Below are 25649 nucleotides of genomic sequence, written 5' to 3'. Positions count from 1 at the left end.
CGACCTTGGTAAACCAAAGTGATAAACCAATGCGATAACCTAACTAAAGCGCCGCAAACAGCGGCGCAATAGTCAACTAAATTGTCACTTCTTATGCTAACGATTACTCGTTTAGCTTAAGTACCGCTAAGAATGCTTCTTGTGGCACCTCAACGTTACCTACTTGCTTCATCCGTTTCTTACCCTCTTTTTGTTTATTTAAGAGTTTTTTCTTACGAGAAACGTCGCCGCCATAACACTTAGCCGTTACGTCTTTACGCAGGGCTTTTACGGTTGAACGGGCAATAATTTGACTGCCCACCGCCGCTTGAATCGCAATATCAAACATCTGACGTGGAATAAGTTCTTTCATCTTATCCACTAAAGCTAAACCACGGTGACGAATGTTTGATCTATGGATAACCATAGCCAAGGCGTCGACTCGGTCGCCGTTGATGAGAATATCTAAACGCACCATGTCTGCAGGATCGAAACGAATAAAGTTATATTCGAGTGATGCATAGCCACGGCTAGTGGATTTCAAACGGTCGAAGAAGTCCATGACCACTTCCGCCATTGGCAGATGGTAAGTCACAGCCACTTGGTTACCGTGGTAAACCATGTTCACTTGGGTGCCACGTTTTTCAATACACAGGGTAATCACGTTACCTAAGTATTCTTTTGGCACTAAAATGTTGGCCTCAACAATCGGCTCACGCATTTCTTCAATGTTGTTAATCGCAGGCAGATCAGACGGGTTATCAACGTAAATCGTTTCGCCGCTAGTCATCACGACTTCGTACACTACGGTTGGCGCAGTGGTGATCAACTCTAGGTTGTATTCACGCTCTAAACGCTCTTGTACGATTTCCATGTGGAGCAGGCCTAAATAGCCAATGCGGAAACCAAAACCGAGTGCCGATGAACTTTCAGGTTCAAAGAATAATGACGCATCGTTCAGGCTGAGTTTGTTCAACGCATCACGGAAGTTTTCATATTCGTCGGTCGAAATTGGGAATACGCCAGCGTATACCTGTGGCTTCACTTTCTTAAAACCAGGTAACGGCTTTTCAGCACCATTTTTGGCTAAAGTTAACGTATCGCCCACGGGCGCGCCATGAATTTCCTTCAGACCCGCAATCACAAAGCCGACTTCACCGGTTTTAAGTTCGGTTTTGTCAGTTTGTTTTGGCGTGAAAATACCCACGCGATCCGCAGTGTGGTTTTGCCCTGTAGACATTACCTTAAACTTGTCACCTTTTTTCAGGCTACCGTGTTTAATTCGCACTAACGACACTACGCCTAAGTAGTTATCAAACCAAGAATCGATGATCAAGGCTTGCAATGGTGCGTCAGGATCGCCTTCTGGCGGTGGAATTTTGGCAACAATGACTTCTAAAACCTCATCGACACCGACACCGGTTTTAGCCGAACAACGCACAGCATCCATCGCATCGATACCGACGATATCTTCAATCTCGGCAGCTACACGTTCTGGATCGGCTTGTGGTAAGTCAATCTTGTTTAAAATGGGTACCACATCTAGATTCATATCCAGCGCGGTATAACAGTTTGCCAGTGTCTGAGCTTCAACGCCCTGACCCGCATCAACCACCAGCAAAGCACCTTCACAGGCAGCTAATGAGCGCGAGACCTCGTAGGAGAAGTCAACGTGACCTGGGGTATCAATAAAGTTGAGTTGATAGACAAGGCCATCTTTGGCTTTATAATCCAAAGTGACACTTTGTGCCTTAATCGTAATACCACGCTCACGTTCTAGATCCATAGAATCTAAAACTTGAGAATCCATTTCACGGTCGGTTAAACCGCCACAAACCTGAATAAGACGATCTGATAGCGTCGATTTACCATGGTCGATATGGGCAATAATTGAGAAGTTTCTAATTTGTTTCATTATGCTGCAATGACTAATACTGAAAATGGATACGGTTCAAAGGAGCGAAATTGTACCTGATTGCGGTTTCAATACCAATCACATTCACTCCTACTTAAGACAGGCCGATAAAACAACGTCCAAAACCGCAGTTAGCTGCTATTTGATAAAAAATAAAACATTGAAATTATTGAGCTAATTCGTTTAAATTGATGCTCCTACCTAAATAGGCCAAAATCACAGGCTGAGCATCAACTTCTAAACGTTTAGCCTGTTGCTTACCAAAAGACCACGCAATCAAGGCACCAACGGCCGCAAAGCCCATGGCACCTAGGTTAGGATTAAACTCAAGCAACTGGCCTAAAAATTGTCCTAACGCTGCGCCGACAAACAGGCCAAACAGCGGCATTAAATAGATTAATGCCGCGGCTTTGAGGATCACGCTCTCGGGAAGGCCTAATTTGAGTAATTCACCAGCCTCGCAGCGGCGGTCACTCTGAATAGAAAATTGCTGGGTTTTCGAGGAAAAAGCCTGAGCGACAGCAGAGGTCCCGCAAGACTCACTGTTACTGCAGCTCTTGCAGGTACTCTTAAGTTCCACTTCAACCGTCAACCAGCCTTGACTATCACTGGAGACGACTCTGGCAATTTCTTCCATCATAATCGGCGTCCTATTCTAGCGTCAGACTTTTAGCAATGCGCGTTAGGGTTTCTGTCGGCACTTTACCCACAGCAACCACTTCGGCATTACCGACTTTTTCTGAGACTAATGACAAGCCATTACGGGTAATTAATTCTTCAGGCAATGGACTCGTGCCCGCACGCGCCACATAAACAGAAATATTTGCCAGTCCATCGGTCAGTGCTATGTATTCCACCGCTTCGTGACTGCCAATTAATCTATGGTGGTCGCGCACTACCACAGTAAAACCTGCGGGTAACCAAGCAAATTGCCAGTTTTGACCGTCTTGGCGCTCGGCTTGATCGATAACTGCCGGCCACTCTTGCTTATAGGCCTCTTGCAAAATGGCTGGCGGCTCGCTGAATTCAATGAGTTCAATCACCATGATCTGCTCAAGTAATTGCTTATCTTGAGTCAGCATGTCGTATCTCAGCGGCAGATAGGTTTCCATATCAAGCCAAATTTGAAAGCCATAACGGAATTCATCATTAGGCAACAGGCGGATCATTTGCCCCGGACGCCCAGCGATACGGGTACGGCCACCGAGTACAAACTGATAACCCACTTCTAAGTCCGCCATATTGGCAGAGAAAGCAGCAGGCCAGACACCTTGAATATGATTAGAAACGATACTATACGCAGGCTCATCGTGCTCAATAAAGGTGACACGATTACCGACACGCACTGCATTTTTGGGTGGACCGTTAAGGTATTCTAGAAAGGCAACTTCTTGATTATTCACCTTACCATGCAGGTAAACCAAAGGCCGAATATGATCGGCCTGAAGTTGAATAATCGATGCTTTAAACTCTTTCTCTCGTAAAGCCTGACTCATTTTCTCGAGCCAAGCTTTGGCAGGCATGTCTTCCTGCGCGGTTGCAGGAAAGACCAAGGCTAATAAAGCCAACAGGATTAGACGCAAGCTAACTCCTCGTTATTGATTGACCGGAACGGGTACGACCTCGGTATTGTCCTCTACAACCGCACCAGTATTCAATCGTTGTTGCAACATATGATCTTGGATATAAGTATTAATTCGGCGACGTTGCTCATTCACCTGATCATTGGTATAGCCTTGATTCTGTTGTACAGGACCGGTTTGTAGGCTCACAGGTGATGCGCTACCAATAAGCGGCCTTGTAATTAACACGGGCGATGGTGACGCGGCATCATCGGCGGTTTGATTGTAATTCTGCACACCCACAATCGCAAACATAGCAACCGTCGCAGCAATGGCATATTGACCAAATTGCTTAAATAAAGGTATTACGCGGCTTTGCTCCGAATTGGCGGCAATTTGTGGCGTTACAGGTGCAGTAACTTTAGACGCATGATGCTTAGGCGCAACTATCGCTGGCTCAAGTTCAATGGCGGCAGCAATGCTAGCAGAGAGATCTAACACAATAGTCTGCGGCAATTCGCCACGCATGGCATCGCCTATCATATGATAGTTATGCCATTTATCATGTGAATGTGTATCAGCAGATAACTCTGCCATGGTCTGTTCATCAGTCTCTCCATCGACTGCGGCAGATACCCATTCTTGACCTAATTTATCCATTTTTCACCTGTCTAAATATAAGGGTTTCTTAAAATAAGAATTTAGGCTTCCAGCAAAGGCTGGAGCTTTTTATCGATTGCTTCTCGTGCTCGGAAGATACGTGATCTTACGGTCCCGACAGGACAATCCATGACTATGGCAATATCTTCGTAACTCATACCATCGAGTTCACGCAATGAGATGGCCATTCGTAATTCTTCAGGCAAAGTCTCTAATGTATCGAAAATCACTTTTTTAATTTCATCCGATAACATTAGCCGTTCTGGGGAGGCAAACTCCTTCAGCGCGTCACTGCCTTCGTAATATTCGGCATCTTCTGCATCAACATCATTCGCAGGCGTTCTACGCCCCTGTGATACGAGATAATTCTTCGCAGTGTTTACTGCGATGCGGTACAACCAAGTATAAAATGCACTTTCACCGCGAAAGTTTGGCAAAGCTCTGTAAGCTTTGATAAACGCTTCCTGTGCCACATCAGCAACGTCCGCTTGGTTCCGTACATAACGGGATATCAAGCTAATGACTTTACTTTGATATTTAAGCACTAACAGGTTAAAAGCGTTTTTATCACCTTGTTGTACGCGCTCAACTAATTGTTGATCACTTAATTGTCCACTCATCCGAGCCGACTTCTCCTAAATCTAAAATGCTGATTTCTCAGTCGCTCGAATCATATTCACTTATGTAGACTCGCGGGCTTTGAAAAAGTTCTAAAAATTATACAAAAAAAGTAAGGTAAAAAGGAAAGTACCCATAATCGGTGAGTTGGTTTACCATAGTTGGCACTCTTCAGTCACATCATGATACCCGATGAAACAAGTAGTTGAACACCAATCTGACATATTAGTCATAGGTAGCGGTGCCGCAGGTCTGACACTAGCTTTGCATCTTGCTGAAAAAGCAAAAGTAATTCTGCTTTCAAAAGGCCCACTCTCGGAAGGGTCGACTTACTACGCCCAAGGCGGTATCGCCTCCGTCTTCGACGAAAGTGACACTATCGAATCCCATGTTGCAGACACATTAATCGCAGGTGCGGGTTTATGCGACAAAGACGTTGTCACTTTCACTGCTGAAAATGCCAAGAGTGCGATGCAATGGCTTATCGAATGTGGCGTTGCCTTCGATAAAGAAGAAACCACAGACGGCAACGCAAAAGATGCACCTTACCATTTAACCCGTGAAGGCGGCCATAGCCACAGACGTATTCTGCACGCTGCCGATGCCACAGGCAAGGAAGTGCAAACCACACTGCAAGAGCGCGCACTCGCCCACCCCAATATTCAAGTTTTAGAACGCTATAACGCCATCGACCTCATCACCACCCGTAAGTTAAATCGCCCAGGTAATCGTGTGTTAGGCGCTTATGTGTGGAATCGCAATGAAGAGCACGTCGAAACCGTTAAGGCCAAGTTTGTTGCGTTAGCAACAGGCGGTAGCTCTAAGGTTTATCAATATACCTCAAACCCCGATGTCGCTAGTGGTGATGGTATTGCCATGGCATGGCGTGCAGGTTGCCGCGTAGCGAATATGGAGTTCAACCAATTCCATCCAACGTGTTTGTACCACGCAGATGCGCGCAACTTCTTACTCACCGAAGCCCTGCGTGGTGAAGGGGCTTATCTGCGTCGTCCAGATGGCAGCCGCTTTATGCCGGACTTTGATGAACGCGCTGAGCTCGCTCCCCGTGACATCGTTGCCCGCGCCATCGACTACGAGATGAAACGTCTCGGTGCCGACTGTGTGTATCTGGATATCAGCCATAAAGATGCTGACTTTGTGATGAAGCATTTTCCGACCATCTATAGCCGTTGCTTAGATCTAGGAATTGATATCACTAAAGATGCTATCCCTGTCGTGCCTGCTGCTCACTATACCTGCGGTGGTGTGATGACAGATATGCACGGTCAGACGGATCTCAATGGTCTCTATGCTATTGGTGAAGTCGCCTATACGGGCTTACATGGCGCCAATCGTCTGGCGAGTAACTCGTTACTCGAATGTTTAGTGTTTGCCCGTGCGGCGTCACAGGACATAGAAAGCCAACTGCATAAAATTCAAATCCCGGGACAAATTCCAGCATGGGATGAAAGTAAAGTGTCGAACTCGGATGAGGAAGTGGTCATCGCCCATAACTGGCACGAACTGCGGTTATTCATGTGGGACTACGTTGGAATTGTACGCTCTGATAAACGTCTGGAGCGAGCATTGCGCCGCTGCCTGATGTTACAGCAAGAAATTCAGGAATATTACAGTAACTTCAGGGTTAGCAATAACTTGCTCGAATTACGTAACTTAGTGCAAGTGGCAGAATTAATTATTCGCTGTGCCATGGAGCGTAAAGAAAGCCGTGGGCTGCATTTTAATATCGATCATCCAGAGAAATTAGACGCGCCTCGCCCGACTATTTTACTACCAGAAAAGTAACCGCATACGCATAGGTGACTTCATCATAAACAGACTAAATCTCAGAATGAGGTTTAGTCTGTTGCATTTTAGCCCGCAGCAACAGCCGACATAAATGTCGATAGTCAGTATCATTTAACATATCAGCCCAAACCAGCAAGAGCCGCAGCTGAGTATCCACTTCGATATAAATCAAGCAAACAAAGGGCGTGACCCAAGTGCGTTTTAGTACCTGAAAGTGCTCCCCCGTTGACAAACGTCCCTCGCCTTTATCACTCAGCACAAAATCTAAACGCCAATGCTGCAGTCGCCACAACTGCAACAGCAAGAAAATACTGACAAGTACGATAAACAAATATTTAAGCAGAGATAAGGCGATAATCTCGCTTTGGGGCCAAAGCAGAAATGAGCTAGAACAGACACCAATAAAAACGACCAACGAGAGTCGTTGGTCGAAAGAGGCTTTTACGCTGAAACTATGGTGCCGGTCTTCCACGGACTTTCACTATCATACGAGCCAGTTCAGTGTCAGGGCACACTTCATGGCCCATAAACCAAGCAAACAATTCTGGATCTTCACATTCCAACAAACGGATAAACACGGTTTTATCTTCATCGGACATTTCTTGATAGAAGTTTTCAACAAAAGGTTGAAGCAAGACGTCTAATTCCAGCATCCCACGGCGACATGCCCAGCGAACCCTTGCGATGTTCATTAATTCCAAGGTATTTCTCCCAACACAGATTTGGCATTAGTCTATCAGTTCACTGACTAAAGTGTCGATTAACCCTTCATATTGACTCACAAAATTAGCATTGTTGTACTTGAGTATCGAGCCCCTCAAAGAGATCGCTAAAATCTGTATCCAATAATCGCTTTACCGCAGGATGTTGGATCATACGTTCGGCAAACATCACATGGTATTCCTCTTTCACATCGGTGGTTTCACCGAGCAAATTCATACCATGGGAAATCACTTCTTGGCGATAAATCGACGGTGTGACAAAAATACCTCGTTTAAGGTAACCAAAGGCCTTCATCATGGCCGCATCATCGAACTCACCCAAGATACTAACTTTAAGATTTTGCTCGTCAAACCAGCGATATAGCTGTTGTCCGAGTGAGGTTCTGCGGCCAGGAATTAATAGCTGGCCTTGCTCTAAACAGGCTGGAAAATCAGCGCTATAAGTCTCCGCGGAAAAAAAACTCACGCCACACTCGCCCAATTTTTTAGATAAAATTTCAGGGTATTTGAGTGACTCACCTGCACAATCCGAAAGGATCATATCCAGTTTATGCTCACGTAAACGCGCCATTAGGCTCTCGTGAGTCGCCTCATAGCAGGCTAAGTGCATAGAATTGTCATTAGGCACTACGGATAATAAAACTCGGCTGACTAAAGCTTTAGATAAGGCATCGGCAATACCCACCTCGAATAACATGGCATCCGCTTTTTGATAGTTAAGTAAATCGAGCATTTCATAGCTAAGGCTAAACATCTTATCGGCGTAGCGAAACACCAATTCACCTAATTCTGTCGCCTCCAATGTCCGCCCGACTCGCTTGAACAGACTGCCGTTTAACCTATCTTCTAAGGCACGAATTTGCCCCGTTATCGTTTGCGGCGTTAAACATAGGGCTTCGGCCGCCTTAGCGACGGAGCCCTTTTTCTTAATCATCCAAAAATAATACAAGTGGTTATAATTCAAGTGCAGCATGCTAACCCGCTGTTAATGCTCCCTCAAACGCCAAGGCGCTTAGGGGTTACTGTGTTATTTTAAACTCGATAGTTTAAAATCAGATGATTAAAAACCTGATGATTCCCAGTCAAGTTACTTTAAACGCTGGCAGTCGAGTAAGTTAGTAACTATGCCTTGTAACTGCTCCAAATCGGCAGCATTCCCCAGACTTACCGCTTCAGTGACTCCTGAAACTAAAACGTTACGTTCAGGAATACGTTCGGCGCAATAGGTTCGATTAGCTTCTTGGAAACGTTTACCACCGCGATACTTAAGTGCCCTCGATTCATAACCATTAGTTTCTAATCTCGCCCCTAAGGAATCAGATTTAAACATCAAAGCGCCATCCACTATCCCTTCAAGATAGCTTTGGCAAGTCTGCGAGTTTGCATCCTGATTACAGGCCGAAATTTGCGATGCCGTCGCGGATGTCGATAAACATAAGAGCGTTGCTATTCCCATTAATTTCAACTTTATCATAGTTATACTCCTTTATTAGGTAACACTTTTGATAACCAGAAATACCCGACTAACGCAGCCATAATCGAACCGATTAAGGTTCCTAGGCGTGCTAAGTCACCGTACATAGGGTCTGCATGTTCAAAGGCTAACGACGCAATAAACATAGACATAGTAAAACCAATACCGCACATGGCCGCGACGGGGGCAATTTGCTTCCAACCTACGCCATCGGGCAATTGAGCTAATTTTAGTTTCACCGCAATAAAGCTAAATAACATTACACCGATTGGCTTACCTAACATCAGGCCCAATGCAATACCAACAGGAACAGGAGAAATTAACGTCTCCAAATTCATATTGCCGACATAAACACCCGCATTGGCAAAAGCAAACACTGGCAAAATGAGGAAAGTACTCCAAGGATGCAAACTATGCTCTAAGCCTTCTGAGGGTGAACTGCCATCCTTTGCCCGCAATGGAATACAAAAAGCAATGATGACGCCAGCCAGAGTCGCATGCACTCCAGACTTAAGTACGGCAACCCAAAGGATTAACCCTAAGATGCCATAGGGTAAAAGTGAGGTAACCCCTTTGCGGTTTAACCCAACCAAGCCCGCAATCGCTAAACTGGCAATCACTAAACTGATGGTTGATAAGTCAGTACTGTAAAACAGCGCGATAATCACTATGACGCCTAAATCATCGATGATAGCTAAAGCAAGTAAGAAGACTTTCAGTGAAACAGGAACGCGGCTTCCGAGCAGTGCCATAATACCTAAGGCAAAGGCAATATCAGTCGCGGCAGGAATCGCCCAGCCCGCCTGTGTGACAGGATCACCATAGTTAAACAGTAAGTACACACCAGCAGGGACTAACATGCCGCCAATGGCAGCAAAGGTAGGCAGGGAAGCTTGAGCGACACTCGATAAGGCGCCTTCAAGTAACTCACGTTTCACTTCTAGACCAATCAGCAAAAAGAATATGGCCATCAAGCCATCGTTTATCCACAGGATAAGTGGCTTGTGTATGTTGAGCTCGCCAATTTTGACTTGAACGTCAGTGCCTAAAAAGCCTTGATAAAATCCAGATAAGGGGGAATTGGCCATCAGCATGGCTAAGGCAACAGCAACCAATAACAGGATACCGCCAGCCGACTCTTGGCTCAGAAAATTTCTAATTGCTTTTTCCATCTTGCACTCCTAAAAATCATAATGAATTGAGTGTAGACGAATTGTAATAACAAATATAATCGTAAGTTTCTCCCTAACACCTCGGTTATCCCGAAGTGTTAGGCTAAAAAAAATACATCACACAGCAACAGGGGCTTTGATATGAGGGTGTGGAGCGTAGTTTGTTAATTCAAAATCATCAAATTGATAATCAAAAATCGACTCAGGTCTGCGTACAATAGTCATAGTCGGCAACGGTTTTGGATCACGGCTTAACTGCAGTGCCGTCTGTTCCATATGATTAGAATATAAATGGGTATCGCCACCCGTCCACACAAAATCACCTAAGGCCAAGTCACATTGCTGGGCGACCATCATAGTCAACAAAGCATAACTGGCAATATTAAATGGCAAACCAAGAAACACATCACAACTACGCTGATACAGCTGACAAGATAATTTGCCATCGGCTACATAGAACTGAAAAAACGCGTGGCACGGTGCCAAAGCCATTTTATCCAGTTCGCCCACGTTCCACGCAGAAACGATAAGACGGCGAGAATCTGGCTGAGATTTTATCTGGGCGATAACTTGCGAAATCTGATCGATAGCATCACCACTCTGGGTTGGCCAACTGCGCCACTGGGCACCATAAACTGGGCCCAAATCGCCATTATCATCGGCCCATTCATCCCAAATGCTGACCTTGTTTTCGCGTAAATAGGCAACGTTAGTTTCACCCTTCAGAAACCACAGCAATTCATGGATGATAGAGCGCATATGGCATTTTTTGGTGCTCACCAAAGGAAAACCTTTGCTCAAATCGAAGCGCATTTGATAGCCAAATACCGAGCGAGTCCCAGTACCTGTGCGATCAGATTTATCCACGCCTTCGGCTAATATGTGCTTCATTAAGTCTAAATACTGTTTCATTGCTGCTTACCTTGCTTACGAAAAATCAAGTACAAACCGATTAACACCATAGGCACAGAGAGTATCTGCCCCATAGTCATAAATCCCCAGTAGAGTCCCAACTGTGTGTCGGGTTGCCTCACAGTTTCAACCATAATACGGAACATACCGTAACCGACTAAGAACATACCAGAGACTGCACCGACTTTATCGGTACGTTTGCTAAACCAGTAAAGTAATAGGAATAATGCTACGCCTTCAAGGGCGAACTGATACAACTGGGATGGATGACGTGGGTCAGGCCCACCGGTTGGAAACACCATAGCCCAAGGCAGATCAGTGGTTCGTCCCCAAAGCTCGCCGTTAATAAAGTTACCAATACGACCAGCGCCTAAACCAATAGGCACAACAGGTGCCACCATATCGGCGACAGCAAAAAAAGTACGTTTTTGTTTCCACGCGATATAAAGCATCGCCGTAATCACGCCCATCAAACCGCCGTGGAAGGACATGCCACCTTCAGAGATTTTAAATAAATAGAGGGGACTGGCGAGGAAATAATCGAAATGATAAAAAAGCACGTAACCGATACGGCCACCTAAAATCACCCCAAGAAAACCATAAAAGAGTAAATCTGAAACTTGCTCCCGCGTCCATATCCCCTTTGAACGGTCGGCTTGGCGGTTCAACAACCACATAGCCGCAACAAATCCGACTAAATAGGTAAAACCATACCAAAGTAGTGCCGGTTCAAAGGTTTGTCCAAAAAGATTAAACGGTCCAAATGAAACGATCACGGGATCGATATTGGGGAAACTCAACGCCATAACACATCCATTAGCAGCCTCAAACTGAGATAAACATAAAAACTAGGTCAGAATTAACTTAAGGCCGACACATAGAAGTAACAGTGCAAATATCTTTTTAAGTACAGGTGTTGGCCAAGTGCTCGCCGCTTTTACCCCCACAGGCGCCATCAAGACAGAAGTGATCACTAAACCAAACAATGCAGGTAAATAGATATAGCCTAAGGTACCATAGGGCAACTCAGGGGCATTCATTCCTGCAATAATATAGCCGAAACTGCCAGAAAGAGAGATTAAGAAGCCCATCGCCGCAGAAAAGCCCACGGCTTGACGCATCTGTAAACCATAAAAAGTCAAAAATGGCACTATCAGTATACCGCCACCTATCCCGGTCAAACCTGCCAAAACCGCAACAAAAGCCGATACAACAAAAAGCACTACTGAATTAGGTAATTGACGATTTGATTCGGCCTTAACGGGATAAGCCATTTGAATTGTCATTAAAATCACAAAGATGGCAAAACCTTGTTGTAACTTATCAGCGGGAATACGCTCAGCAATAAAACCTGAAGCCAGCGCGCCTATAATCAGGCCCGGTAACATTGATTTAAATAAATCCCAAGGCACATTGCCACGCTTATGGTGGGCACGTGCCGACGAAATAGAGGTGAGAATAATGGCTGCTAGCGAAGTGGCAATTGCAATATGGGGGAGCTGAGTAGAGCTAATACCGACCGATGGCAAAATATAAAGCAATGCCGGCACTACAATCAAGCCGCCACCGATACCTAATAATCCTGCCATAAAGCCGACAAATGCGCCTAAAGCCAAGCAAATAAAGAACACCAACAACAAACTATCCACACGAGTACCTACAGCGTGATAAATTGAGGGCCTTAGCTTAACACGGCATTAGTTAATTAAGAATTGTTGCGAGACCCTGCTGGGTCAAATATTCTTTAACCAGCTCACGCACTTGGAAGCCGTTTGATAGGCTCAGCGCTTTAGCAAGTAATTGATCTAAATCGGCCCGCGCAACACGTCGCAATAGATAATTGATCCGCGCTAAACTGCCCTGATTCATACTCAACTGATCGTATCCCATAGCCACCAGCAAAATGGCCCCCATAGGTTCGCCCGCGAGCTCTCCACAGATACTAATATCGAGTTTATGGTATCGACAATCTAGGTGCGCCTGATGCAAAGCCCGCAATATTCCAGGATGATAACTGTCAAATAACGAGCTCACCCGCGGGTTATTACGGTCAACAGCCAGCAAATATTGGGTTAAATCATTACTACCAACAGAGACAAAATCCACTCGTTTTGCCACATCATCCAACTGATATAACATGGCAGGCACTTCGAGCATAATGCCTATTCGTGGCATCACTATGTCGCTGTTAACATCGTTTTTTAATTCGACATAGGCTTGTTGCAAATATTCTAAGGATTGATCGATTTCATCTAAGTTGCTGACCATAGGCAGCAAAATACTTAACTGTTTACCGTCTCCCCCAGCCTGTAGCATGGCCCGTAACTGCACCAAAAACAGCTCAGGATGATCCAGAGACAAGCGAATCCCGCGCCATCCAAGGAAAGGATTGTCTTCTTTAATCGGAAAATACGGTAAAGGTTTATCGCCTCCCACATCTAAAGTACGCATCACCACAGGTCGACCGGACGCGGCCGATAAGACCTGTTGATAGACTTTGACTTGCTCAGATTCACTCGGGAAGCGCTGTTGCAACATAAAAGGAATTTCAGTGCGATAAAGCCCAATACCGTCGGCGCCCTCTGCAATTTCAGAAGCCACACCACTGAGTAATCCCGCATTGAGATACAAGCGAATACGTGAACCATCTAAGGTTACAGAAGGCAGCGCTAATTCTTGGGCATACTGGCGTTGCAAGGCTTTTTGTGCCGAAATCAGGCTACGATACTCACCGACAATCGCAGGTGATGGCGACACCAATAACTGACCACGGCTTGCGTTTACGACTAAAAGTTTTTGGTCAATATTGGCGGATAACAGTTGCTCTACACCTGTAATAGCAGGCACACCTAAGGCGCGGGCTAAAATGGCGGCATGGGAGTTTACGCCACCAAGCTCAGTGACAATACCCGCAAGCTTTTGCCTTGGGAACTCAGCCAACATAGTCGCATCAGCTTCACGGGTAATGAGGATTACAGGTTTATCGGGCTCAAGCTCTAGACGTTCTGGCTCAATAAGTTGGCGCAATACTTTTTGACCTAAGTCGCGAATATCGCTAGCCCGCTCCTTAAGGTAAGGGTCTTCCATTGCTAAAAACTGTTGAATATAACGTAGAGACACTCGGCTCACAGCCGACTCAGCAGCCCAACCTAATTGCACTTCACGGGTATATTCGCCGCCTAAACTAGCATCATCGAGCAGTAACTGTAATGCATTGAAAATGGAGACAACTTCGTCATCTTGCTCGCGATCAAACCGTTGAGATAAGGCACCTATCGCTTCTTTACAACGCGCCATAGCCGTAGTTAAGCGACTCGATTCATAGGCAATATCGTCAGAACGCACCTCAGGCTGTTCAAGGGGGATTTCCCCACCAAGAACGAAGGCATACGCAATGGCGATACCGTTTGACGCTGAAGTACCTTGAAACAGAATTTGTTGATGATGGGAGCTGACTTGAGCTTTTTGTTTTAACCCACGCACCGCCATCGCTAATTGGGCGGCGAGCGTCATCAGGAAGGCTTCTTCGCCCTCACTGAATTGGCGAGCACTCGCCTGCTGTACCACTATCACCCCAACCACAGCCTTCTGGTAGATAATAGGTACAGCTAAAAAAGCGCGGTATTCTTCTTCGGCGACTTCAGGAAAAAGCTTAAACCTTGGATGAAGCCGAGCATCCGCTAAATTAACGGCCTCTTCTCGCTGGGCAGCGAGTCCAACTAAACCTTCAGTCAGCGGCATACGTACTCGACCAACGGCGCTTTTTTCAAGGCCATCGGTTGCAGATAACACAAGTTCTTGCTCTTCTAGGATATAGATGGAGCAACATTGGGTTTCCATCGCCGCTTTAGTCGATGAAACTAAGATTTCTAATGCGGTTTCCAAACTGTGGGCAGATGCCACAGCCTGAGTAATATCCCTAAGCGTATTTAACACTGTTTTCAATCCTCTTTTGAAATCAGCCCGTTGTTTTTTGTCTTCCCCGTTTCCTAGGTATTTCTAGGGTTTGGAATGACAATGCCGTTACCGCAAACTCTTTCATCACCTTACGATAAACATCACGCTTAAATGACACGACTTGCCGCACAGGATACCAATAACTTACCCAGCGCCAATCGTCAAATTCAGGATGCCCAGAAGAACTCAAATTAATCGCACTATCTTGGCTTTTCAGTTGTAACAGAAACCACTTTTGTTTTTGCCCGATACACACAGGTTTACTGTCTTGCCTCACTAAACGCTTTGGCAAACGATAGCGCAACCAAGAACGGGTCGAGGTTAATATATGCACGTGTTCAGGTCTTAGGCCCACTTCTTCATACAACTCACGGTACATAGCCTCTTCTGCTGTCTCGCCATCATCGACGCCACCTTGAGGAAATTGCCATGAGTGTTGACCGAAACGTCTAGCCCACATGACTTGGCCATATCTGTTACAAATTATAATGCCCACATTTGCGCGAAAGCCGTCGCTATCAATCACATGGACTCCAAATCACATTAAATTTTAATAAACTGATTGTTTCATAAAGCTAGTCTCTCAGCAAACCTCTATTTTATCCTAAGCTTTGGATAACATCTGACTTAAAAGACATTTATCAACAATGCTAGGGGATGGAATCCGGGGATATCCACATTTTCTGTGGATATCTCTGTTTGAAACTCAGGTGAACTTGTTATAACGTTCAAAAAACATCTATTTACCATCGTTTTTAAAATTTAGCGTTAAAACTTAATAACAAACAAATTCATAAACTTGCACATTAATCATGATTTATTTTAGACTAAAAAACCAATAAAGCTCATTATTTGACCAGCAAGAAGTATTTCTATCATTCTCGCGATATTACTCAACTTTATACACAAATAGTGTCCACAACTGTCCACAAAAGCCAGAATAAATGCACTTTATTCGCATTGACTTAGGATTTTTATTAGGTTAAGAGGCTCACTTTACTGAGTTATCCATAATATCTGTGGATAAGTATGTGGGGAACGCAAGGGAAAGCAGAGAGTAACTTTGAACACTTTTTTGCAAAACGGGGGTTAACACGGATATAAAATTTAAAATCAGTTACTTAGAATAAAAACATTCGGTACAAGTTCACTCACCCTGTAGCGCTCATTTTTTAACCGCCATTGCTAAGCGGTTATTTTTAAGTAAAATCCAACCATGAATCGAATTATCCCCCCCGAAAATCTATCTGAACTACTCGAACGTGCCAACATGATAGCGGGCGTGAGTTTGGCGCAGATAGCAAGCCAAAGAAGCATTCGTGTCCCCAAGAATCTTAAACGCGATAAAGGTTGGGTCGGTCAATTAATCGAAATGGAATTAGGCGCAACGGCGGGTTCTAAACCTGAGCAAGATTTTCTGCATTTAGGGGTCGAGCTTAAAACTATCCCCATTGATACACAGGGGCGACCGCTGGAGACCACATATGTCTGCGTGGCGCCGCTATCGAATATCCAAGGATTAACCTGGCAAAACAGCTTAGTCTGCCATAAGTTACAGCGAGTACTTTGGGTACCCGTTGAAGGAGAGAGGCATATTCCTGTGGGTGAGCGCCGTATAGGTACACCAATATTGTGGGAACCGGATCCGCACGAGTTGCAATTACTGCAACAGGATTGGGAAGAGATCATGGAGCTTATCGCCCTAGGAAAAGTAGAGAGGCTTACAGCGCGCCACGGCGAAGTGCTGCAATTACGTCCTAAGGCCGCCAATAGTAAGGCGTTAACACAAAGCATTGCCGAAGATGGTAGCCTCAAAATGACCAACCCTAGGGGCTTTTATTTAAAGACCAGTTTCACTGCTATGATACTTAATAAGGTATTTGGTTAATTTTTAGTAACGATATGGACTTGGATTGATCCAGATCACAAATTTCACTGGCACTAAGGTGACTCTTTTCTATAAACTACGGCATCCTGAAATCACAGCCGTATTCGGATACCAATCAAGCAGTGAGAGCACGTAGACAAGCGAAAAAACTCCTTTTTGCGATTTTAGCTTGGGCGATTGCCATGGCTGCATTCGTGTTTTTTCGATATGCCCAATCACCAGAGCTGCCCCAATGGGCGGTAAGTTCGGCTGATCTCGCAACACTTGCTATCTACATGGGGATTATTTTCGGCAGCTTACATTGGATGTCGAACGTCATTGCCGATTTCAGTGCAATCAATCGCCTCCCCTATGTGTTTTCAGTCATCTTTAAGGGCTTGTTTTTATTACTGGGTGCTACGACGTTAGCTTACATGACTCAGTTTTTAAATATGTGGGCCATCGAAAATCACATGTCGACCCTCAGACAAATGCTGACGGCGCACATTCTCTATAGTCCTTCATTCCAAGCATTGATCGTCTATTTGGTCGTCGTACGAGTCAGCTTAGCTTTTGTCGAACAAATGGCATTATTAGTCGGGCCGCGTATTTTACTCAACATAGGCCTTGGTAAATACCATAAGCCAAGATATGAACAGCGCTTATTCCTCTATTTAGACATGGTCGCCTCAACCACACATGCCGAATCACTTGGCGATTACCGCTTTAGTCGATTGATCCAAGACAGCTTTAGTTTACTTTCAGATACTGTGTCCAATAACGAAGCTGAAATCTACCGCTATATGGGAGATGCAGTGCTGCTTCACTGGCCATTAGAAGAAGGGATAGTTCACGACCGCTGCATGAATATTTATTTTGAATTTAGCCAACAACTGAACTGGCAACGCCGCTACTTTGAAGAGCATTATGGCTTTGTGCCGAAATTTAAAGCGGCGGCCCATTGTGGCCAAGTCGTCGCTGCAGTTGTTGGTGTACAGAAACAAGAAATTAGTTTCTTTAGTGACGTGCTCAATACCTTAGCAAGACTGCAAGATCAATGTAATCCACTAGGACAGCGCATGTTGATTTCGGGCGCACTCGCGGGACGTTTAGATAACCCCAACACTCAGTATCACCTATCAAATCTAGGCCCAGTCAAACTCAAAGGGAAACAACACTCAATTGAAGTGTTTGGCGTTTCCCCGCTTTGATTTGTAATCGACTTTAAGCTTTAGCTTGAATTAATGCTTTGCAGTTACAGTCAGTTTATTCCTCGTCCTTAGCTAATAATTTTTGGATCATTAACCCTAAAGTGCGAAAAGTTAAGATCCGACTGGTGGTTTGACGCCAGACAAGGCCGATATCACGGTAAGGTGCCTCACCCGGTGGCGTCATCACCACTAAATCTGTGTCATTCAAAATACCCGCGTCAATGGCCATTTGCGGAAGAAACGTGGTGCCCAGTTTACTGTTCACCATCTGCACTAAAGTATGCAAACTGGTGGCGGCAAACGGATTGACTTTCGCACTATCACCTAGCTGACATGCAGTAATAGCATGGCCTGTGATGCAATGCTCACTTTGCAGAAGAAAAATACTCTCGTCCGGCAGAGTTTGATAATCAATAGGTTGATGTATGCCACCCGCTAAATCTTTGTGGGCCACCATTTTGAAAGGATCTATGCCCACTTTCATGCTGTGGTAACCGCTTGTATCAACGGGTAGCGCTAGGATCAATAAGTCCAGCTCTCCTTTACCCAAAGCATCTAGCAAACGCTCAGTGGTATCTTCCTTCAATAATAAACTCATCGCCGGATAAGATTGCTGACACTGGCGGATCACACGACTCAATAGAAAAGGCGCTATGGTTGGAATACAGCCTAAGCGAATATCCCCCGTCATCGGCTCACCTTGATTTTTCACTAATTCCACCAAATCATCCACATCAGTGAGAATTTTACGGGCGCGCTGCACCACTTCTTCACCAATGGCGGTAAACATAAATGACTTATGGTCTCGCTCAATCAACTGATGCCCTAACTGCTCTTCTAGGTTTTGGATCCCACTTGAGAGCGTTGATTGACTGACGAAACACACCTTAGCGGCGCGGTTAAAATTCTGCTCTTGATGGAGATTCACCAAATAGAATAAGTTTTTTAAGCTAGGTAAACTTTTCATTTTCTCGATTGCCATGAAGGTTATGAATTAAGAAATTAAATCTACTTTAGCATAAGTGATGAGCAATAACGCGGCATAAGATATCAGGATTGTGACCCGAATCGATATTCAATCGGTTCGCCGTAAAACTTAAGTGGGAGTAACAAAATAAGATGGGAAAAGCGCTAACAAGAAAATGTCGAAAACAATAAACTTAATCGTAAAACCAATGCAAGATTCACTCAATTAAGCGCAACAATAGACATTATCGCTGCGCCTTAACTTACCTTAGCAAGTAATATTTTATGCTTTGGCTTGGAGGAATAACTTTAACTGTTGTAAATCTGCACTCGCGTGTTCAACGATGTCAGCAACCCAAGAGCCATGTTCAGCATCCCATCTTGCTTCTTCGCCATGCTGTAATAATTGGGCGATCTGCTGAATACGTTTTAACCCCACAGAACCTGCAGCACCTTTAAATTTATGTGCTTCTGAACATAAGGTATCTTTGTCTGCTGCGTCGTTAGCCTTCACTAGATTTCCAACATATTCAGGCATTAACTGCTCAAATAACACCACACTCTTGAGTAAGGTACCGGCACCAATGGCGCTGCAGTACTGTTCGAGAGTATTGAGATCTAGGATTGCTTCTAATTCAACTGTGGCCATAAGGCCTCCCTTAAGTGGTTCAATGCTTAAAACGAATTTATCACATGATACCCACTAAAATTGTCAGTGCAACTTATAGCGATATTCATGGTCTAATTCAGATTAAAATTAACAAAAAACAAACTAATAGTCGTAAATAAACGCTTACGAAATAATAGCGACGACATAACATTTAGGGAGTAAATTTATCCCACTAACTTGCCTCTATCGTTGCGCTAATGCGTGCCCTTGTCCACCATAAAGCTGCAAATTATCCACAATCGCCACCAATCCATCCCAACGATAGGCACACCAATCGGGTGCTAATAGCATAGTTTTTTTCGCATAAGCGGTGACACGGTGAAAAATCACTTCCGCGGGAGTATGGCGGATCATCTCACCGACACTGTGGGCATAATCCTCAATACTCAATAAAGGTAAGCGCCCACTTCGCCACGACTTAGCCATAGTGCTACCTTCGACGATATGCAAAGGATGTAGCTTCAAACCGTCAACACCCTGCTGCAATACAGCAGCTAAAGTCGCCATATAATCGCTATGGGTTTCATCGGGTAAGCCAAGAATGAGATGAGTGCACACCTTAAGACCGCGAGCTCTCGCCCTAGACACAGTGTCACAATAACAGGCGAAATCATGGCCACGGTTAATTCTACGCAGTGTTTCATCTTTGGCTGTTTGCAACCCGAGTTCTAACCATACATCGACACCATTTGCCTGATAACGCGCCAGTAAATCCAGTACATTATTCGGCACACAATCGGGGCGAGTTCCAACACATAAACCGACTATCTCGCCATCTTTAACCGCTTCATCGTACTTAGCCATTAACACTTGATATTCATCGTAAGTGCTAGTGTAGGCTTGAAAATAAGCAATAAATTTATCGGCTTGTGCCTGAGGCTTCGCCTCACGATAGCGGCTCTTACCCTGTTCAAGTTGCTCAGTAATACTCAATACATCGGCGGTTTGATGGCTAAATGACGCCACATTACAGAAAGTACAACCTCCGCGCCCCAAAGTGCCGTCACGGTTAGGGCAAGTAAACTTAGCATCAATAGTGAGTTTTCGCAGTCGGATGCCATATCGCGCCTTACAAACGGCACCAAAAGTGTTCACATATGCATCAAGCCCCATCAGAGCACCCACCAAATTTCATATCGCTTCATTGAGAATAACCAAGATAAAATCACAAATAGAAAAGAAAATACGTGAACAAATAGAAGAAAAAGCTTAGTGTAAACAAGGTAGCGAGAGGTTTCTTGGCGCTACATCAAATTCCCGCCTGACTCATACCGTTATTATCATAAATGTGCGCATCCTCAAATTAGCCAGCTTACCGCTGAGATCTTGCTCACATCAAAAATGAATAACAATTCAACAATTTTAATTTTTTATCTATTTACTGTGTTTGCAATAAAAATCACTATTTCTAAATCAAAAACAATCCCACTAGCATGTTACATCTTGGTAAACTTTGAGTTTGATAGTTTTTAAAATTCTTTTTATTCATAATGTTATACAGCACATTTTACTGTTGACGTTAACGTAAGGCAATTGTGATTTGTGTATGAAACATGAATTAATACCCATGTTTTATGCAAATTTTTGGTTTGACCTTTATTGAATCTCAGGCTAATTTGGGTGGTTCGGGTGCATATCTATAGAAAGTCTTTACATTTTCTCCCCGAGTAGTAATCAGTTGAGGTCTAGGGAGGTTTTTGTATGAGCTTATATCATCCCAGTTTTGAGCGGGACAATTGTGGTTTTGGGTTGATAGCACAGATGGATGGCGAAGCCAGCCACCGTATAGTGCGCACGGCAATCCATGGTCTAGATCGCATGAAGCACCGAGGGGGCATTGCCTCCGACGGTCGCACTGGCGACGGCTGTGGTTTATTAATGCAATTACCCGTGCAATTTTTTGAAGCGATTGCCGCGGAAAATGATTGGCATTTGAGCAGAAAATTTGCCGTAGGTATGCTGTTTTTAAGTCAAGATGATGAACTGGCTGACCAAGCCAAGTTTATTCTTGAGCGCGAACTCGAGCGTGAAACCTTAAGTATTGCAGGCTGGCGCAAGGTGCCTGTCAATCCCGATGTGTTAGGTGAAATTGGCAAGGCTAGCCTGCCACAAATCTATCAAGTGCTGATCAACGCCCCCATTGGCTGGCGTGAAAAAGACTTGGAACGTCGCCTTTATATGGCGCGTCGCCGCCTAGAGCAGCAGATCACCGACGACAAAGACTTCTATGTCGCGAGTTTGTCAGGCCAAGTTATCGTCTATAAAGGTCTGATGATGCCTGTAGACTTGCCCGCGTTTTATCCCGATCTCGCGGACATTCGCTTAAAAAGCTCTATCTGCCTATTCCATCAACGTTTCTCAACAAATACTTCTCCTAAATGGCCATTAGCTCAGCCGTTTAGATATTTAGCCCATAACGGCGAAATCAATACGATTACGGGTAACCGTCAATGGGCCCGCGCCCGTGCCTATAAGTTTAATTCGCCGCTACTGCCAGATTTGCAGCAGGCCGCTCCCTTTGTGAATGAAACAGGCTCAGACTCTTCATCTTTAGATAATATGCTGGAAATGCTGTTATCTGGTGGCATGGACTTATACCGTGCCATGCGTCTATTGATCCCGCCTGCTTGGCAAAGTAATCCAGAAATGGATGACGAATTAAAAGCCTTCTACGACTTTAACTCTATGCACATGGAGCCTTGGGATGGTCCGGCAGGTATTGTGATGACCAACGGTCGCCATGCCGCCTGCGCTGTTGACCGTAATGGTCTGCGTCCATCGCGTTATGTGATCACAAAAGATCGTATTTTGACCTTAGCTTCCGAAGTCGGAATTTGGGATTACGCCGCCGATGAAGTGATTGAAAAAGGCCGAGTTGGGCCTGGAGAATTATTGGTACTCGATACCTTGAACGGCCGCCTGTACCAATCCTTTGAAATTGATAACGATCTTAAACGCCGCCACCCTTACAAAGAGTGGATGGCGAAAAACAGCCGTACTTTAACGCCAGCAGAAGATTTAGCCTCTGAGCAGCACGGTGCCAGCGAGTTAAGTCCTGAGCTATTGCTGCAATACCAAAAACAATTTGGCTATACCCGTGAGGAATTAGAACAAGTTATTTGGATATTGGCAAAGCAAGGTGAAGAAGCCACAGGTTCCATGGGCGACGACACACCTATGGCGGTCTTGTCGAAAAAGTCACGTTCCCTGTATGACTATTTTAGGCAGAAATTTGCTCAAGTAACGAATCCCCCCATAGATCCATTACGTGAAAAGCACGTCATGTCGTTGACCACTTGTATTGGCCGTGAACAGAACCTCTTCAATGAAACGACTGGGCATGCTTACCGGGTGATGTTCAATTCACCTATTTTATTATTCAGTGATTTTAACCAGTTACTGGGATTAGATAGCACTTACTATCGAGCCAATATTGTCGATTTAAATTACGAACCACAGGAAGGCTTAGAAAGCGCCATTCGCCGCATCACAGCCGAAGCCGAACGTTTAGCCCGCAGCGGCACGACTTTGTTGATTCTTTCAGATAGAGCCATAGGTAAAACAGCGCAAGTGATCCCCGCGGCCATGGCGGTCGGTTCTGTACAGCAAATGCTGGTAAATAAGAGCCTGCGCTGCGACACCAATATCATAGTTGAAACCGCATCGGCGCGAGATCCGCATCACTTTGCCGTATTACTTGGCTTTGGTGCCACGGCGATTTATCCGTATTTAGTGTATGAGTCAATTTCCGAACTGGCGAAACGCCATGACTTAACCGATACCACGGCATTGATGTTGAACTTCCGCTACGGCATCGAAAAAGGCTTGCGTAAGATCATGTCCAAAATGGGCATCAGCACTGTCGGCTCTTATCGTTGCAGCCAACAATTTGAAGCCATAGGCATTGCCAGCGAAGTGATCGAACTGTGTTTTAAAGGCGTAATTAGCCGCATCGAGGGTGCAGGCTTTGCAGACATCGCCCAAGACCAAGCTATTCTGCACAAAGCGGCCTACCGTGCCCATGTGCCATTACCGCAAGGTGGCCTGCTGAAATACGTTGAGGGCGGTGAGTATCACTGCTTCAACCCTGATGTGGTCAACACCTTGCAAGCGTCATTGATTGACAAAGATTTTGCGAGCTATAAAAAATTCGCCGAACTCGTCGACAATCGTCCCGTGGCCACACTGCGTGACTTAATCGGTATTAAGGGCGCGCAAACATCGATTAATGTCGCCGATGTAGAAGCGGCATCAAATCTATATTCACGTTTTGACAGCGCCGCCATGAGCATCGGCGCCTTGAGCCCTGAAGCCCATGAAGCGCTGGCTATCGCGATGAACCGCTTAGGTGGCCGCTCGAACTCAGGTGAAGGTGGTGAGGATGCACGCCGCTTTAATACTGAACGCAACTCTGCTATTAAACAGATTGCCTCGGCACGCTTTGGCGTCACGGCGCATTATTTAGTTAATGCCGATGTGTTGCAGATTAAAGTCGCCCAAGGGGCAAAACCCGGTGAAGGTGGCCAGTTACCCGGCCATAAGGTGAGTGTTGAAATCGCCGGACTGCGTCATGCACGCCCTGGTGTGACCTTAATTTCACCGCCGCCGCACCACGATATTTACTCTATCGAAGATTTAGCCCAGCTGATTTTCGACTTGAAGCAAATCAATACTAAAGCGCTGATTTCAGTGAAACTTGTGTCAGAACCCGGTGTGGGCACCATCGCCACCGGTGTGGCCAAAGCCTATGCGGACATGATCACGATTTCAGGGTATGACGGCGGCACAGGTGCTAGCCCAATTACCTCAGTGAAATATGCGGGCAGTCCATGGGAGCTAGGGTTAGCCGAAGTGCATCAATCGCTAGTGGAAAACGGTCTACGCCATAAAATTCGCCTGCAAGTCGATGGCGGCTTAAAAACCGGTACCGATGTGATTAAAGCCGCTTTGTTAGGCGCCGAAAGCTTTGGTTTTGGTACTGTGCCTATGATCGCCCTAGGTTGTAAATACCTGCGTATTTGCCACTTGAACAACTGCGCAACTGGCGTAGCAACTCAAGATAAAAACCTGCGTGACAACCATTACCATGGTCTGCCAGAGCGAGTGATGACTTACTTTGAGTTTGTTGCACAGGAAGTTCGTGAATGGATGGCGACCTTAGGGGTGAGCAAGTTTGAAGACCTCGTCGGTCGCAGCGAATGGTTATATGCCCTCGAAGGCCAAACCGCGAAGCAACAAGGGCTCGACTTATCGCCGATTTTGTATCAACCCAAGGTGCCAGCAACCTCGTCACGCACTTGGCAAGAAACCAATCCACCGGCGGATTTAGGGCTGCTTAACCAGCATTTATTAAACGAATGCCAAAGCGCCGTCGATAAGGGCGAGAGTTTCGATGCAGCTTACAGCATCAACAACACCGACCGTTCCGTTGGCGCGACGTTGTCAGGCTATATCGCGAGCACACTCGGCGTCAAAGGCACCAAAGCGCCGGTCAAACTGAGCTTTAACGGCAGTGCCGGCCAAAGTTTTGGCGTGTGGAACAGCCCAGGCCTTGAGTTAAAACTCTGCGGCGATGCCAACGACTATGTGGGTAAAGGCATGTCTGGCGGCCAAATCGTCATCTACCCGCCAATTGGTAGCCCGTTCCAAAGTGAGCGCAGCGCCATTGTCGGTAACACGTGTCTTTACGGCGCGACGGGCGGCAAGTTCTTCGCCGCAGGTCAAGCGGGCGAGCGTTTTGCAGTCCGTAACTCTGGGGCGATTGCTGTGGTCGAAGGGCTTGGCGATAACGGCTGCGAATACATGACCAGCGGCATTGTGGTTGTCCTTGGTAAAACAGGGGTGAACTTCGGCGCTGGGATGACAGGCGGTTTTGCCTATGTGTTCGATCAATTCGGCCGCTTCAATCGCCGTGTGAATACTGAGCTTGTCGATACTCAAAAACTCGAATCACCGATACATCAACAACATTTAAAAGGTCTAATTGAAGCCCACGTGGCCGAGACGGGCAGCGAACATGCAAAGATGATCTTAAGTGATTTTGGTAACTGGTTAGATTGCTTCGTATTAGTAAAACCTAAAAATATTGCCGTGGCCGATCTGCTCAAATTAGAGAAATCGAGCCCAGAATTAGTTGTAAAAGCGGGGTAATGGCG

The 25649-nt window shown here is 45.5% G+C and carries 22 protein-coding genes; 4 read left to right on the top strand and 18 right to left on the bottom strand.

What is annotated here, in order from left to right:
* Positions 1-103: 103 nt before the first annotated feature.
* From lepA to rpoE, 5 genes are all read right to left on the bottom strand, one after another.
* Entirely contained in the window at positions 104-1894 is a 1791-nt protein-coding gene (lepA, locus tag KFE26_RS06855; protein ID WP_028760822.1) for a translation elongation factor 4, read from the bottom strand.
* 166 nt (positions 1895-2060) lie between these two features.
* The gene (locus KFE26_RS06850; protein WP_105249858.1) at positions 2061-2534 is read right to left on the bottom strand and encodes a SoxR reducing system RseC family protein; all 474 of its coding nucleotides are present in this window, start codon (positions 2532-2534) and stop codon (positions 2061-2063) included.
* A gap of 10 nt (positions 2535-2544) precedes the next feature.
* The gene (locus tag KFE26_RS06845) at positions 2545-3477 is read right to left on the bottom strand and encodes a MucB/RseB C-terminal domain-containing protein (protein ID WP_028760824.1); all 933 of its coding nucleotides are present in this window, start codon (positions 3475-3477) and stop codon (positions 2545-2547) included.
* 12 nt (positions 3478-3489) lie between these two features.
* Positions 3490-4116 carry a sigma-E factor negative regulatory protein gene (locus KFE26_RS06840; RefSeq protein WP_212599986.1) on the bottom strand — a complete coding sequence of 209 codons (627 nt, stop codon included), beginning with the start codon at positions 4114-4116 and terminating at the stop codon, positions 3490-3492.
* A gap of 41 nt (positions 4117-4157) precedes the next feature.
* Positions 4158-4736 carry an RNA polymerase sigma factor RpoE gene (gene rpoE, locus KFE26_RS06835; protein ID WP_028760826.1) on the bottom strand — a complete coding sequence of 193 codons (579 nt, stop codon included), beginning with the start codon at positions 4734-4736 and terminating at the stop codon, positions 4158-4160.
* Between the two features lie 190 nt (positions 4737-4926).
* Here rpoE and nadB point away from each other — a divergent pair, with 190 nt between their 5' ends.
* Positions 4927-6540 (top strand): L-aspartate oxidase, encoded by a 1614-nt coding sequence (gene nadB / locus KFE26_RS06830; RefSeq protein WP_028760827.1) that lies wholly within the window; start codon positions 4927-4929, stop codon positions 6538-6540.
* Positions 6541-6574: 34 nt separating this feature from the next.
* On the opposite strand, the gene KFE26_RS06825 is transcribed toward nadB, so the two are convergent.
* The 10 genes from KFE26_RS06825 to rppH form a co-directional block, all read right to left on the bottom strand.
* Positions 6575-7015 (bottom strand): protein YgfX, encoded by a 441-nt coding sequence (locus tag KFE26_RS06825; protein ID WP_212599985.1) that lies wholly within the window; start codon positions 7013-7015, stop codon positions 6575-6577.
* Positions 6996-7244 carry a succinate dehydrogenase assembly factor 2 gene (locus KFE26_RS06820; RefSeq protein WP_028760829.1) on the bottom strand — a complete coding sequence of 83 codons (249 nt, stop codon included), beginning with the start codon at positions 7242-7244 and terminating at the stop codon, positions 6996-6998. Before KFE26_RS06820 ends, KFE26_RS06825 begins: the two co-directional genes overlap by 20 nt.
* An 85-nt stretch (positions 7245-7329) precedes the next feature.
* Positions 7330-8238: a transcriptional activator NhaR gene (nhaR, locus tag KFE26_RS06815; RefSeq protein ID WP_028760830.1), complete on the bottom strand. Its 909-nt coding sequence runs from the start codon at positions 8236-8238 to the stop codon at positions 7330-7332.
* 114 nt (positions 8239-8352) lie between these two features.
* Entirely contained in the window at positions 8353-8739 is a 387-nt protein-coding gene (locus tag KFE26_RS06810; protein WP_212599984.1) for a hypothetical protein, read from the bottom strand.
* A 2-nt stretch (positions 8740-8741) separates the two neighbouring features.
* A complete protein-coding gene (gene nhaA, locus KFE26_RS06805; RefSeq protein ID WP_212599983.1) occupies positions 8742-9911 on the bottom strand; it encodes a Na+/H+ antiporter NhaA in 1170 nt (389 codons plus the stop codon).
* A gap of 117 nt (positions 9912-10028) precedes the next feature.
* A complete protein-coding gene (thyA, locus tag KFE26_RS06800; RefSeq protein ID WP_105249861.1) occupies positions 10029-10823 on the bottom strand; it encodes a thymidylate synthase in 795 nt (264 codons plus the stop codon).
* Positions 10820-11629, bottom strand: a complete 810-nt coding sequence (gene lgt, locus KFE26_RS06795) for a prolipoprotein diacylglyceryl transferase (protein ID WP_212599982.1) — start codon at positions 11627-11629, stop codon at positions 10820-10822. Before lgt ends, thyA begins: the two co-directional genes overlap by 4 nt.
* A gap of 42 nt (positions 11630-11671) precedes the next feature.
* A complete protein-coding gene (locus KFE26_RS06790) occupies positions 11672-12472 on the bottom strand; it encodes a sulfite exporter TauE/SafE family protein (RefSeq protein WP_028760835.1) in 801 nt (266 codons plus the stop codon).
* Between the two features lie 52 nt (positions 12473-12524).
* Entirely contained in the window at positions 12525-14759 is a 2235-nt protein-coding gene (gene ptsP / locus KFE26_RS06785) for a phosphoenolpyruvate--protein phosphotransferase (protein WP_212599981.1), read from the bottom strand.
* A 22-nt stretch (positions 14760-14781) separates the two neighbouring features.
* A complete protein-coding gene (rppH, locus tag KFE26_RS06780) occupies positions 14782-15306 on the bottom strand; it encodes an RNA pyrophosphohydrolase (RefSeq protein ID WP_006080762.1) in 525 nt (174 codons plus the stop codon).
* A 690-nt stretch (positions 15307-15996) separates the two neighbouring features.
* Between rppH and mutH the strand changes: the two genes are divergently transcribed.
* Both mutH and KFE26_RS06770 read left to right on the top strand, forming a co-directional pair.
* Complete coding sequence (mutH, locus tag KFE26_RS06775; RefSeq protein ID WP_212599980.1) at positions 15997-16668, top strand: DNA mismatch repair endonuclease MutH; 672 nt, start codon at positions 15997-15999, stop codon at positions 16666-16668.
* Positions 16669-16790: 122 nt separating this feature from the next.
* Positions 16791-17858 (top strand): adenylate/guanylate cyclase domain-containing protein, encoded by a 1068-nt coding sequence (locus KFE26_RS06770; RefSeq protein ID WP_105249866.1) that lies wholly within the window; start codon positions 16791-16793, stop codon positions 17856-17858.
* 55 nt (positions 17859-17913) lie between these two features.
* Here KFE26_RS06770 and oxyR read toward each other — a convergent pair whose 3' ends face one another.
* From oxyR to KFE26_RS06755, 3 genes are all read right to left on the bottom strand, one after another.
* Positions 17914-18825, bottom strand: coding sequence for a hydrogen peroxide-inducible genes transcriptional activator OxyR (gene oxyR, locus KFE26_RS06765; protein ID WP_028760839.1), 912 nt, complete (start codon positions 18823-18825; stop codon positions 17914-17916).
* Positions 18826-19107: 282 nt separating this feature from the next.
* A complete protein-coding gene (locus tag KFE26_RS06760) occupies positions 19108-19473 on the bottom strand; it encodes an Hpt domain-containing protein (protein ID WP_028760840.1) in 366 nt (121 codons plus the stop codon).
* 204 nt (positions 19474-19677) lie between these two features.
* Positions 19678-20607, bottom strand: a complete 930-nt coding sequence (locus tag KFE26_RS06755) for a TIGR01212 family radical SAM protein (RefSeq protein ID WP_212599979.1) — start codon at positions 20605-20607, stop codon at positions 19678-19680.
* A 588-nt stretch (positions 20608-21195) separates the two neighbouring features.
* Between KFE26_RS06755 and gltB the strand changes: the two genes are divergently transcribed.
* Positions 21196-25644, top strand: a complete 4449-nt coding sequence (gene gltB, locus KFE26_RS06750) for a glutamate synthase large subunit (protein WP_212599978.1) — start codon at positions 21196-21198, stop codon at positions 25642-25644.
* The last annotated feature ends 5 nt before the right edge of the window (positions 25645-25649 follow it).

The organism is Shewanella sp. M16 (genome assembly GCF_018224605.1).
GTDB lineage: Bacteria > Pseudomonadota > Gammaproteobacteria > Enterobacterales > Shewanellaceae > Shewanella > Shewanella oncorhynchi.
The sequence above is the reverse complement of the archived record's forward strand: the minus strand, read 5'-3'. Positions and strand labels throughout refer to the sequence as shown.